Source organism: Veillonella dispar (assembly GCF_900637515.1).
Classification (GTDB): domain Bacteria; phylum Bacillota; class Negativicutes; order Veillonellales; family Veillonellaceae; genus Veillonella; species Veillonella dispar.
The window spans coordinates 1045434-1058491 of sequence record NZ_LR134375.1 but is presented as its reverse complement, the minus strand read 5'-3'; the positions used below and the strand labels follow the sequence as shown (position 1 = coordinate 1058491).

At 36.8% G+C, this 13058-nt stretch carries 10 protein-coding genes and 1 riboswitch; of the genes, 1 reads left to right on the top strand and 9 read right to left on the bottom strand.

All coding sequences use genetic code 11. The annotated features are described in order from the left end of the window. Positions 1 to 4: 4 nt before the first annotated feature. Positions 5 to 661, bottom strand: coding sequence for a riboflavin synthase (locus EL171_RS04845; RefSeq protein WP_005386588.1), 657 nt, complete (start codon positions 659 to 661; stop codon positions 5 to 7). Next, positions 642 to 1856, bottom strand: a complete 1215-nt coding sequence (ribD, locus tag EL171_RS04840) for a bifunctional diaminohydroxyphosphoribosylaminopyrimidine deaminase/5-amino-6-(5-phosphoribosylamino)uracil reductase RibD (protein ID WP_005386587.1) — start codon at positions 1854 to 1856, stop codon at positions 642 to 644. The genes EL171_RS04845 and ribD overlap by 20 nt, the downstream gene beginning before the upstream one ends. 69 nt (positions 1857 to 1925) lie before the next feature. After that, positions 1926 to 2041: riboswitch (FMN riboswitch) on the bottom strand. A gap of 298 nt (positions 2042 to 2339) precedes the next feature. Here ribD and poxB point away from each other — a divergent pair. Continuing rightward, complete coding sequence (gene poxB, locus EL171_RS04835; protein ID WP_005386585.1) at positions 2340 to 4082, top strand: ubiquinone-dependent pyruvate dehydrogenase; 1743 nt, start codon at positions 2340 to 2342, stop codon at positions 4080 to 4082. Positions 4083 to 4174: 92 nt separating this feature from the next. Here the strand turns inward: poxB and EL171_RS04830 are convergent, their stop codons facing one another. The 7 genes from EL171_RS04830 to EL171_RS04800 form a co-directional block, all read right to left on the bottom strand. Beyond that, the gene (locus EL171_RS04830; RefSeq protein ID WP_005386583.1) at positions 4175 to 4633 is read right to left on the bottom strand and encodes a hypothetical protein; all 459 of its coding nucleotides are present in this window, start codon (positions 4631 to 4633) and stop codon (positions 4175 to 4177) included. A gap of 54 nt (positions 4634 to 4687) precedes the next feature. Continuing rightward, positions 4688 to 4870, bottom strand: coding sequence for a hypothetical protein (locus tag EL171_RS04825; RefSeq protein ID WP_232013656.1), 183 nt, complete (start codon positions 4868 to 4870; stop codon positions 4688 to 4690). A gap of 55 nt (positions 4871 to 4925) precedes the next feature. Further along, positions 4926 to 5282, bottom strand: a complete 357-nt coding sequence (locus EL171_RS04820; protein WP_126413483.1) for a hypothetical protein — start codon at positions 5280 to 5282, stop codon at positions 4926 to 4928. Between the two features lie 161 nt (positions 5283 to 5443). After that, the gene (locus EL171_RS04815) at positions 5444 to 9235 is read right to left on the bottom strand and encodes a PolC-type DNA polymerase III (protein ID WP_005386577.1); all 3792 of its coding nucleotides are present in this window, start codon (positions 9233 to 9235) and stop codon (positions 5444 to 5446) included. Between the two features lie 2 nt (positions 9236 to 9237). Continuing rightward, on the bottom strand, positions 9238 to 10215 hold the full coding sequence (gene holA, locus EL171_RS04810) for a DNA polymerase III subunit delta (protein ID WP_039969188.1): 978 nt from the start codon (positions 10213 to 10215) through the stop codon (positions 9238 to 9240). Between the two features lie 11 nt (positions 10216 to 10226). Continuing rightward, entirely contained in the window at positions 10227 to 12449 is a 2223-nt protein-coding gene (locus tag EL171_RS04805; RefSeq protein WP_005386574.1) for a ComEC/Rec2 family competence protein, read from the bottom strand. After that, on the bottom strand, positions 12406 to 12975 hold the full coding sequence (locus EL171_RS04800) for a ComEA family DNA-binding protein (RefSeq protein WP_005386573.1): 570 nt from the start codon (positions 12973 to 12975) through the stop codon (positions 12406 to 12408). Before EL171_RS04800 ends, EL171_RS04805 begins: the two co-directional genes overlap by 44 nt. Positions 12976 to 13058: the final 83 nt, after the last annotated feature.

Genomic DNA, 13058 nt, shown 5'->3' with positions numbered 1-13058 from the left:
TACTTTATATAAATCCATTCTCTACTAAGAGGGATTGCATAGATTTCTTAGGTTTTTCTTCGGTAGGTTCACTACCGAGATTCATAAAATGACGAATATATCGACCAGCGATATCCGTTTCTAAATTAACCTCTGTACCGATATGAGCAGAACCTAAAATAGTTTCGCCCAAGGTATGAGGAATGATAGATACGGAAAAACTGCTGTCCGTTCGTCGCATAATTGTGAGGCTAATACCATCGATGGTAATAGAGCCCTTATAAATAACGTAATCCATTACGGATTTCGGGGCCTCTACGGTAAAGATAATGGCATTATCCGTTTGTTCCCGATTAATGATGCGGCCCGTCCCATCTACGTGACCTGCCACAATATGACCACCAAATCTACCGTTAGCGAGCATAGCACGCTCTAAGTTGACTGGTTGATGAACTTTCAAATTTGTGAACGTAGTCATCTTGATTGACTCAGGCATAACATCAGCTGTAAATACGCCATTACCAATCGTTGTAGCCGTTAAACATACACCATTAACAGCTACGGAGTCACCTATTTTTAAATCACTAAATATTTTATTCCCCCGAATTGTTATGGCTAAGGATTTAGGGCCCTTTTTAATGCTCTCTACACGGCCGATTTCTTCAACGATTCCCGTGAACATAAGCGCCCCTCCTTCCTTGACGATACGCTTCGATGCGAATGTTATTATCTAATATGTTAGTTTTTGTAAAAGTTAACTGCGGAGAAGATTCTAAACTTTCAAAGCCACGACCACCTACAGCAGGTGTAGCCTCTGTTCCACCGATTATTGTATTACCAATATAGGTAACAACCTTATCAAAGTTCAATGTTTCTACAAATGAACTTATAATGGCAGAGCCACCTTCAACTAATACTGAAGTATAACCAAAATCACCCAACTTCGTAAGAATATCATCAATAGATAGTTTTTTAATATCTATTACGATATCTGTACTTTTACTTTTACGAGTAGCAACTGATTCAACAACAGTAACAAGAGCCCCTACTTGTTCTAGCGCCTGTATCCGTTCTTTAGGACAGCCTTTCGATACAAATATATGTACCTTGCGATTATCTACTTCAAATACATGACTTGTGGTAGGTGTTCTACCTAGACTATCTAAGATGATTACATCAGGCTGATGAACATGAATCGTTTCATCAAGTATGCTTGTATCTAATAAAGCCTCTGATAATTCAGTGTCAGTTAAACGACAGTTTAATTGAGGATTATCGGCCAAAATTGTACCAATGCCAACGAGCATGGCATCATGAGTAGCACGCAGTATATGTCCATCTCGGCGGGAGGAATCATTCGTAATCCATTGGGATTGGCCGGTAAAAGTGGCAATCTTACCATCAAGGGACATAGCACTTTTAATAGTTACAAAAGGTTTACCTGTCTGTATATATGTAAAGAAATGCTCATTTAGTTCAGCACATTCCTCACTACATACAGGGCAAACAACCTCTATGCCTGCTTCACGAAGTAAATCCATACCCTTTCCCGATACTAGTGGATTAGGATCTGTACTACCTACAACGACCTTAGCTATGCCAGCCTCAATAATACGCAGCGCACAAGGTGGAGTTTTACCATAATGAGAGCATGGCTCTAAGGTTACATATAAAGTAGCACCTTTAGCATTATCACCAGCTTGGTTTAAGGCATGAACCTCAGCATGAGCTGTACCAGCCTTATGATGATAACCTTCACCGATTATTGTATTGTCTTTAACCACTACGGCACCCACCAAAGGATTTGGCGAGGTGTGACCTGTGGCTAATTTTGCCAGTGCAATGGCGCGTTTCATATATGCTACGTCATCCACCATATCACCTCAATAAAAAAAAGGACTATATACATAGTCCTTGGGTAATCATAAATACGCACGTCAAATGTGCTTCGTCTTTTCTCATCCAGACTGTACTGTCGGTATCGGAATTACACCGATTCATACCTAAAAGGTTCGCGGACTATACCGCCGGTAAGGAATTTCACCTATCCCCAAAGACTCATCTATTTTGTTTATGAATTAATAGTAACACTTTTATTAACGTTATGCAACAATAAGAGTTTTTTATTGAGAAAAGATATTAAATATATAACCTGAAATAAAATAACTATTATTATAGTTCTATTTCTATTTTTATTAGATTGAAAATATATTATAATAACAATATAAACATGTATAAACTATGTATACATAAAATAGTAACATTTATCACATAATTACACTACAAAGAGGTCTAATATAATAATATATGGTTTTATAACAATACTTAATTGATATTATTTATTAAATAAAGGTGATAATATGGCAAAAAAACGAATTTCTGATGTACTTATAGAAGTCTTAGCCAATGCAGGTATCGAACGCATTTATGGTATCACTGGTGATAGTTTAAACTCTGTAAACGACAGTTTACGTCGCAATGGTAAGATTGCTTTTGAACATGTTAGACATGAAGAAACTGCAGCCTTTGCTGCAGGTGCAGAAGCAGCCTTAACTCATAAATTAACTGTATGTGCTGGTAGCTCTGGCCCTGGTAACTTACACTTGATTAATGGTCTATTCGATTGCCATCGCAATCGTGTTCCAGTATTGGCTATTGCTTCCCATATTCCACAATCCGAAGTAGGCTTAAATTACTTCCAAGAAACACATCCAGAAAACTTATTCAAAGAATGCTCTTGTTTCTGTGAACTCGTTTCCAATCCAAAACAAATGCCGGAAATTCTTTTCCGTGCTATGAATGCAGCAGTTGGTAATCAAGATGTTGCTGTTATCGTCCTTCCTGGCGATGTAGCAGTAATGGAAACGGAAATTGATGAATTACCAGTATGGCATCACCCTCGCTTACCTCATATCGTTCCACAACGTGAAGATATCGAAGAAATGGCTGCTCATTTAGAAAAAGGTGAACGCATTACCCTCTTCTGTGGTGCAGGTTGTGAAGGTGCACATGATGAGGTCGTTGAATTAGCAAAACGCTTACAAGCTCCTGTAGTACATGCCTTCAGAGGTAAAGAATGGGTTGAATGGGATAACCCATATGATGTAGGTATGACAGGCCTATTAGGCTATACATCTGGTTATCGTGCTATTGAGCATTGCGATACACTCATTATGCTTGGTACAGACTTCCCGTACCGTCCATTCTATCCGGAAACTGCAAAAGTAATTCAAGTAGATAGAGATCCTAGTGCGTTAGGTCGCCGTGTACCTCTTACACAAGGGATTATTGGTACAGTAAAAGATACGTTAAAAGAGTTGTTACCTCTCGTAGGTCAACGTGAAAATACTGAATTTATTGATACAATACGTAAGGAATATACAAAATTCAGAGAGAATTTGGATAGCTATGCTGCGGCTGAACCAGATGGTGTAGCAATTCATCCACAATATTTCGTTAATCGTTTGAATAAGCTAGCAAGTGAAGATGCCATCTTTACTTTTGATGTAGGTACTCCAGTTATTTGGACTGCCCGTCACTTAAAAACAAATGGTAAACGCCGTATCTTAGGTTCCTATAACCATGGTTCTATGGCCAATGCTATGATGCATGCCATTGGAGCTCAAAATGCATGTCCAAACCGTCAAGTCATCTCCCTCTCCGGTGATGGTGGCTTCACTATGATGATGGGCGAAATGTTAACATTAAAACAACTTAACTTGCCAGTCAAAATCTTTGTATTCAACAACGAGGAACTTAGCTTCATCGCTATGGAAATGAAAGCTTCTGGTTACTTAGACTATGCTACAGACTTTGTAAATCCCGACTTCGGTAAACTTGCAGAAGCGGCTGGTATTAAAGGTGTAAGTATTCAAAATTCTAGTGAAGTAGACGAAAAAATTATGGAGGCTCTTAACCATAATGGTCCTGTTATCGTCAATGTTCGCGTAGATAAACAAGAACTTGCTATGCCTCCAAAAATTGCTTACCAACAAGCTAAAGGCTTCAGTAAATACTTGATTAATGCAATCCTTGATGGCCGTGGTACAGAACTTAAAGAAATGGCCAAAACAAACTGGATGAAATATAAATCTTTGTACTAAATCTGCCAAATTTACAAAATCTGCCAAACTAAATAAACTGCAAAACTTTTAAAAGAGGTGTCATCAAATGATGACACCTCTTTTTTCTTAATTTAATCATATATTGTTATAAAACCTTCAGTCCATCCCCTCAAATTAAGAGTGATAGTATTTATTCCTAAACACTCTATGCCATGTACTTTAAATATATCCCAGGTTTTATACCACTCTATTGCTTTCTCTGCATATTTTAAAGTACTAAATAAACCTATGTATCCTAAACATGTATAATAATCATCTATATCGTAATCATACCAAACACCATAAATTTTGTTATTTACTATTTCATAGTTAATATCCTCACCTATATGAGCACAATCATTTAAATAGTGAGTTGTTATAGAAAAGGAATCATCATTTAACTCAGAAAATCCAGATAATATTTTAGAATCAACTAAAGCCTTTTCAGCTAAAGATAACTTGGAAAAAAAGCCTAAGCCAAAATACTCTGTATAAGGTAACGTCTCATTCCTTTTATAATGTGCTACAGCTTCATATATCGGAACTCTCATAATTCACCAACTTGCAATAATATAAACACAATAAATATCAAACTTTAATTATTTTTATCTATAATAATCATCTTCGTAATCGTCTTTATACCGTATTGCATCTAGATCTGATGGAGATAATATATTTCCTTCTTCATCAACATATTCTCGGAATTCGTTAAAATATACACCTGGAATATCGGATTCTTCTAACTCAGGCACATCCTCAGGCTCAATGTCCCAAAATTCTATTTCCACAGATTGATTTTTATGCTTATTTATCATTTCCTAACACTCCCTTTATCAGAAAAATCTACTTAAATAAAAGAAAATTAGCAAAAGTATTGAGTACAATAATAAAGATAATTCGACTATAGATATTTAATCTACTAATAACATCAGTTAATTTATAAGGCATATTGGTTTCTTTATTAATCTCTTTATTTACAATTTTCTTCAAATAAACCAATTTAAGCATTTCGGATATAGATACTAAGAATAGAACTATAACAAATATTTTATTACTATAATCAGCAAAAATTAAACCTAAATAAATTACTAAAACTTGGAAGATTTGTATAAATAAAAAAGATTTACTTCTTTTAAAAGAAGCAGATACAAAATATATTTCTTTTGATTTAGCTAGAACTACTACTGTAATAACAGCCATTAATGTTAAAAAAAGAAAAATCATTTTCTCCTCGTAGTATAGTTATAGTGGGTAACATTATTAATTATTAATTGTATTTTAGCAAAATATAGAAAAATAAGCACTATATCCAATTTTGGATATAGTGCTTATTTTGTATTTAAGTTTTATCTTGTGTTTTATTATGCCCCAAAGAGTGACATTTGTTCGTCTTCAGGTAGTTCACCACAGCATTTAAGTTCTTTCATAAGATCAATGATGGTATTAGATACCTTACAACGACGTTGCAAGTCTTTTAGGGATGTAAAGGGACGTTCTTCTCGTTCAGCTACAATAGCATCAGCTACTGTTTCACCTAAGGAGTCTATAGCTAAGAATGGCGGCAATAAAGCACCATCTTTAATGCTAAAGCGTCTAGCTTCGGAGTGTTGAATATCTACATTAACAAAACGATAGCCCCGTTGGTACATTTCCATAGATACTTCTAAAGCGCTCATAAGGTCCTTATCTTTAGGACTGGCAGCGCGATCAAGAGCCTTAATACGATTGAACTCAGTCATTTGCGTTTTAAGGTCACCCGTCATAATGCGTAAGTCAAAGGCCTTCGCTCGAATGGAGAAATATGCTGCATAGAATGCCAATGGATGGTATACCTTAAACCAGGCAATGCGGAATGCCATCATTACATAGGCTACCGCATGGGCCCGAGGGAATAGATAGGAAATCTTTTTACAAGATTCAATAAACCATTCAGGAATATTATTTTCTCGCATTTCTGCTTCAAATTCCGTCGTAGCTTGACCTTGTTTATTCCGTTTTTCAATGCCCTTCCCTTTACGCACATTTTCCATTACGAAGAAACTATGCTTTCTATCCATACCGCGATGAATCAAGAAGTTCATTACGTCATCACGGGTAGAAATAGCTTCATTCAATTTACAAGTACCATTTTTAATGAGATCTTGAGCATTGTCGAGCCATACGTTTGTACCATGAGAGAATCCAGAGATACGAACCAAGTCAGAGAATGTTTGAGGACGAGAATCTTCAAGCATGCCCCGTACGAACTTCGTACCACATTCTGGTACAGCCAAGCTAGCTACTTGGTCACCTTGTAATTGCTCAGGTGTTAACCCAATCCCCTCTGTAGAAGAGAATAAGCTCAACGTCTTTGGATCATCAAATGGAATTGTCTTAGCATCAATACCCGTCAAATCCTCTAGCATACGAATGATGGTCGGATCATCATGACCTAGAATATCAAGCTTAGTCATACGACCTTCGATAGAGTGATAGTCAAAGTGTGTCGTTAATACGCCACTTTCCTTCTTATTCGCAGGATGCTGAATAGGTGTAAAGTGATGCACATCCATGTCACGCGGACATACCATAATACCGCCAGGATGTTGGCCTGTTGTATTCTTTACATTGGTAAAGCCTTTTGCCAAATGTTCAAAGAAACCACTACGAGCTTGAATATCTCGAATTTCGGCGTATTTTTTAACATAACCAAATGCTGTTTTGTCCGCAATAGTACCGATGGTACCCGCTTTAAATACATTGTCGCGTCCAAATAATTCTTCCGTATACTTGTGTGCCTTTGCTTGGTAGTCACCAGAGAAGTTTAGGTCAATATCTGGAACCTTATCACCTTCAAAACCAAGGAAGATGGCAAACGGAATATCATGGCCATTTGTTTGTAGCGCATGACCACACTCTGGACAATCTTTACGTGGTAAATCAAAACCACCTGCGTATTCGCCCTTTTCAAAGAATTCAGAATGCTTACAATTAGGACATACATAATGTGGCGGTAATGGATTTACTTCTGTAATTTCAGACATGGTTGCTGCAAAGGAAGAACCTACAGAACCACGAGAACCTACGAGATACCCATCATCAAGTGATTTTTTTACTAGCTTATGAGCAATGTAATACAATACGCCGTAACCATTGGAGATAATACAGTCTAGTTCATAATCAAGTCGCTCTTGTACTACGCGAGGCAATGGGTCACCATAAATGGCTTTCGCATTTCTATAACACATTTCTGTGAAAGCTTCATCGGCACCTTCAATCTTTGGAGAATATGTGCCATCTGGAACTGGTTTAATATCTTCAATGCTATCGTTAATTGCACGAGTATTAGTAACAACTACTTCATAGGCCTTTTCTTCACTTAAGTAAGGGAAGGATGCCAACATTTCATCGGTGGTACGTAAATGTAAATCTGGTTGTTCATCTGCATCTGGATAACCACATGCCGTTAACATGATTTCACGGTAGATTTTTTCTTCTGGTGTTAAATAATGAACGTCACAAGTAGCACATACTGGTTTATTTAAAGCTTCCCCTAATTCGATAACTGTTTTATTCATATCGATAAGAGCTTGCTCATCTGGCATAAGCCCTTTACGAACCAAGAACATATTATTTGTATGTGGCTGAATTTCAAGATAGTCATAGAAAGATGCAATCTCTAATAGTTCTTCCTTTGTAGCGCCGCGAACAATGGATTGCATAAGTTCACCAGCTTCACAAGCAGAGCCGATAATAATGCCTTCACGATGTTCTTCAATAACAGAACGAGGCAAACGAGGACGTACCTTATAGTGTTCAAGGTGAGAAATAGATATCATCTTGTACAGATTGCGCAAACCTACCATATTTTTAGCTAATAAGATAATATGGTAACGTTTATCTTTTTCTTTTTTCTTCTTCTTATCTACTACAAGCTCTTCATCACGAGCAACAATTTCATCATCAATGAGATAGCCTTCTACACCGTAGATAACCTTAACGCCCAACTCTTTACCAAGAGCTTGAGCTTCTGGAAAGGCTTGTACAACGCCGTGATCTGTAATAGCCACCGCAGGATGACCCCATTTTTTTACTGTTTTAAATAGGTCTTTAACAGATACAAGGGCATCCTTATCACTCATCTTAGTATGTAAGTGCAGCTCTACACGGGAGTCTGGACGGTTTTCAGTGCGCTCCACGCTATTAGTTTCCATAGCTTCAATGCTTCGAATAGATAAGATATAATCCTTATCAAATCGATCATCAAAGCTGACGCTACCTTGTACGCGTACACGTTGTAAACCTTTCAATTGTTTAAGTAGCGCATCCCCTTCTTCAGGGCTGTTCGTAAACTTGATAAATTTGATACTATTCGTATCGTCTACGATGCTACCGTTAACGATACTTTTACCAGTCTTAGTATCACGTTTATCTAGACCAACAAATACACCTTCAAAAATAACACTAGGCGTATCCAAAGTGCCCATAATTTTAGAGGTAACTCCCTCAATTTTAGGTCCTAAAATCATGCCTTCATCAGTAGGAGCATCCTTCGGTGCACGACGAGGATATTTGCTATCCCCTTCACTACCTTTTCCAGTAGATTTTATAGTACTTTTAGGTGCAAAACCTTTGCTTGCTTTAGGTGTACTGCTCACAGATGCGACAGTATCACTACCGCTAGATGCGGCAGCCGTTTGATTAGAACGAGACACAACAACTGGACTATTGTTGAAATAGCCTAACTCAACAGCCTCTACAAATGGAGCAAAATCATCTTCGTCAACATCATCATATTCATCTTGTTGATCATAACCAGCAAAAGACTTACCTCTAGGCACTTTGTTTTTAGCCTCTTCAGCCTCACGTTGCGCTTCTGCCGCTTCTATCCATTCACCAGCACCACAGCCACCACCATAATAATAGGTATCTAAACCTTCTCCAGTTTCAGTATCTACTTTCCATGCGAAACAACAAGCTGTATCGGTATTAGTTGGAATATCGTCAAAAGAGATATTTTTTTCCTTATACCATGCAGACAATCTTTCACGCAAACCAAGTAATGTGGAAAAGGCCGAGTCCGCCGCTTGAATCGTCACATGTTGGCTATGACAGTTTACATAGAAGGATGATTTCTTATTCTGTTTTGGTACAACACGATAACGTACTTTCATTTTTATCCCTTATACCCACAATAGGTAATACATAAATCTCTAAATCGCCAAATATCGCCCTTGCTGCTACGGCTATCCAATATAATCTCATAGAGCCCTTTTAATAAAGCTCGTAGCGCCTTAATTGAAATTCTAGGACTCGCCTCATAAGCTAGCTTAATTGGATATGGTTTAAATGACGAATCATGATCCTTACATAAGTTTTGAATAGCTTGAACAGACATTCCCGCTTGACGGCATTCGCTAACCAGTAACTGTAAACGTAATTGCCCCTCAATATAGCTCATTGCACGGTCTAATTCTTTATAGCCGAACATAAACGGAAATAGTTCAAGCAATGTATCAATATCTCGTTTTAACAGAGCCTCTTTAAAGGTGAAAATGTTTTTAGCCCCATAATCGCTACCATTTTCTTCGAGAAACTCTTTAGTAATGACTTTATCACCTATAATTTGTAGAAAATACCGGTCAAATTCGGTTCTCATAAAAGAAACCGGTACATCTTGCCACAAATCGATGAGATGAGCTACATATTCCTGTGCATCAGGTGTCATTTTAAAACCATTAGAAGTGCAATACTGACGTATCCACATCACAAGGTCTGCCCCTTCAAGGCGCTTACATTGATGATTGGGAATTTTATCTAAAATCGCTTTATTCTGCTTGATGCGTTTATCAATCATATCATGATAAATCAAAAGGATGGGATTATTCCCATTATATTCCATAATGAGTTCATATAATGGAACCCAAGCATCGCTATTTTTACCGCTTTTACGAATAATAGGTAAATTCACTAAACAAAATACCTTTTGATCGCCAAAGAGCGAATCTTCACATAGCTTTTCACTTATTTTCTGTGGCCCAGCTTCATCATCTAATACAGTTACTGGAAGGTCAGGATAGGCACTTAAAAATTTACGTTTTTCTTCTTCAATTAATTGTGGCTCATCGCCATAAATGAGTTGAATATGTACCATAGTTCCTCCTTTCACAGATAGATATCTTTAATGTAACTGTACCCCATTATATACATGTGTTCTGATGATGGGTCCACATCGCGTAATGCACCATGAGGACTACTAAATAAAACAGTATTATCCGGTAATATGCGACCAATTTCGTTCATTATACTAGATCGACTCGTAATAAATAATGTATTAGTCTTATCATTTAATTTTAGATTTTTTTCTCCTCTTTGTCCATTATATACATCGATTTCTTTCATACTATTTTTATATATTGTTTTTGCAGATCCGTTACTATGAAAGTAGTCTACTTTTACAACTTTTGGATTGACACCATATGCCCGTATAGCTTGATTGATAAGCCTTTCATTAGGTGTAGTTTTAATATGGTCTGGCGCATCAATTAATACATAGGCCCCTTCGTGATTAGGTTCTATACAAAGTAATACATTACACTGCTTCATAGGAATATAGTGAACCAATGCATTCTTATGATACTGTGTCACATAATATGAAGTACCAAAGGTTGTGACCATAAAAACTAAACATAACACTATATAAACAGTATACCTTTTTCTATGGGTTAAAAAATACGTAAATAAACCTAATAGAACCAAATACAAATAAGCACAATAAGGATTCATCATGCCTAACCAAAGTAAACTGCCACTACGACCTAACACATGATTTAAATATAAGGATATACGTAATAGTACATCTATCAATGACCATAGAAATGATATCGGCAATACATAGCTAATAACAGTACTTATAAAAATTAAAACGATAGATAAATCTAATAAAGGTGCCACTATACAAGCTGCTAACAAACTAGCAATACTAATATAATGAAAGTAATATAGCTGTAGAGGCAAGATGAGCAACTGTGCTGATACACATAATACAAGAGGTGTTTTAATCCATTTAGGTAACCATTGAATACGTTCATATAATACTTTTCCCCATATGAGCAAACCATAGGTTGCACCAAACGATAGCTGAAAGCTTACATCAAATATAGAAAAAGGATCATATACTAAACATAGTATGGCACATATGCATAATGCTTGCTTAGCTTGATATAATCGACCTTTTATGTAAGCCATACACATGAGTATGCTCATTATCGTTGTCCGTACAACAGGAGCATCACCACCAACGACACCACAATACATACAGGCCACTAAAATTCCCATAATCAAACTGGTTCGTTTTCTTAATTTAATAAGTCGTCCCAGTCCATATACCAATGCTAACAAGAGAGCAATATGTGAACCTGATATGGATAAAATATGGATAAGTCCTGTGTAGGAAAAATCCTTCATTGTATCTTCCCCTAGCTCACTATAATGGCCACCTAAAGCTAATGATTGTGCTAATACATGTTGTGGACCCTCTAGATAATTAGAAATAGTTTTATCTATAGACTCTCGTATTAATCCACAAATAAATAAGAGTTTCCTATATAGTTCTTCAGAATAGGTTTCTTTAAAGTGAAATGCTTGTAAATCTTTATGACTCGCAACTCTATATACACCATCATAGATACGTCCTCGAGTATTGGAACTCATATATCGGCCACGAAGATTAATACGACCTTCCTCTTCGATAAGAAATAAGGACTTTGGGGTACCTTCTACAACTGCATATTCCCCTAGTCGTATGGGATGTTTGGTGGTAGATGCCTTTGAGTATATCTGTAAACGGCCCTTAGCATTAATATAATCATTTTTGGCAGTATCTTTATAAGGATGTAAGCTATGGATTTCAATGGTATATTTGTAATACTCATGTCCGTTCAAATTTACTCTTTCAGGAGCAATTACAACCGTACCAAGATATTCTCCTTCTTGGTGCAAATAATATGATGTATAGCTATTAAAATGTATAATCCGTAAATTTGTTTGGTAATACGATAGTCCTATTAAAAGGGACACAAATACTATTAACTTACCAAGTGAGCTCCACCAATTAGCCGATTGTAAGGCTTTAAAAACACCGACACCTATAATGGCTATCCCTATAGCAAAGATGTAGTGCATTTGATTGAGTACAGGAAAATAATTTCCATACCCTAGTATTGTTCCTATAATAATAGATCCTAATATAACATGTGCCCATTGACTATGAGTTAATACCACTTTTGTTTGATGAATAGTATTGGTATGCAGAACCGCACCTTCGTGATTATAATTTTGATTGTTAAATTGTAATTTTGTCTTTAATTTTCTTAAATACGCCGTCACCAATGCCCTTCACCCCCTTGATGCCTTCAACGGAAGTAAAAGGGCCTTTTTGTGAACGATATTCTTCAATCCTTTTAGCCATGGCAGGGCCTATACCTGGCAGAGAGTCTAATTCTTTTGCAGTGGCAGAGTTTATGTTTATCTTATTACCACGCAATAACACTTCAGGATTACCGTGAAAGTTAAATACTACATGGATATGATCACCTGCAGTAACTGGCTTAGCCATATTTACCGACTCTACATCTGCATAGGGTAATAGTCCTCCTGCTAGCTTAACAATATCACCTACAGTAGCTGAGCTTTCAAGCTCATATAAACCAGGTGAAGCGACTGCACCTGTTATATAAGCGATTGGTTTATTAGGCTGTTGTTCTACAGTAGATATAGAAGAATTTCCATCTATACCCCCTTCAACTAGGACAGAATCGCTATCATCTGTTATAATAGGCCATAGGAAACAAATTCCTACTAAAACACATAGGATTAATATAATTATCATATAGGGCTTCAATTTAGCTTTCATAGTGCACCTCCTACTGAAGGATTTCCCTATGAAAAATAAAACTCCTACCACTGACTCTATTGGTCACACTAGCAGGAGTTTAA

Coding starts and splice junctions, on each gene's coding strand:
- EL171_RS04815 (WP_005386577.1), bottom strand. CDS start 9,235: ATGAAAGTACGTTATCGTGTTGTACCAAAACAGAATAAGAAATCATCC.
- EL171_RS04820 (WP_126413483.1), bottom strand. CDS start 5,282: ATGGCTGTTATTACAGTAGTAGTTCTAGCTAAATCAAAAGAAATATAT.
- holA (WP_039969188.1), bottom strand. CDS start 10,215: ATGGTACATATTCAACTCATTTATGGCGATGAGCCACAATTAATTGAA.
- poxB (WP_005386585.1), top strand. CDS start 2,340: ATGGCAAAAAAACGAATTTCTGATGTACTTATAGAAGTCTTAGCCAAT.
- EL171_RS04800 (WP_005386573.1), bottom strand. CDS start 12,975: ATGAAAGCTAAATTGAAGCCCTATATGATAATTATATTAATCCTATGT.
- EL171_RS04845 (WP_005386588.1), bottom strand. CDS start 661: ATGTTCACGGGAATCGTTGAAGAAATCGGCCGTGTAGAGAGCATTAAA.
- ribD (WP_005386587.1), bottom strand. CDS start 1,856: ATGGTGGATGACGTAGCATATATGAAACGCGCCATTGCACTGGCAAAA.
- EL171_RS04830 (WP_005386583.1), bottom strand. CDS start 4,633: ATGAGAGTTCCGATATATGAAGCTGTAGCACATTATAAAAGGAATGAG.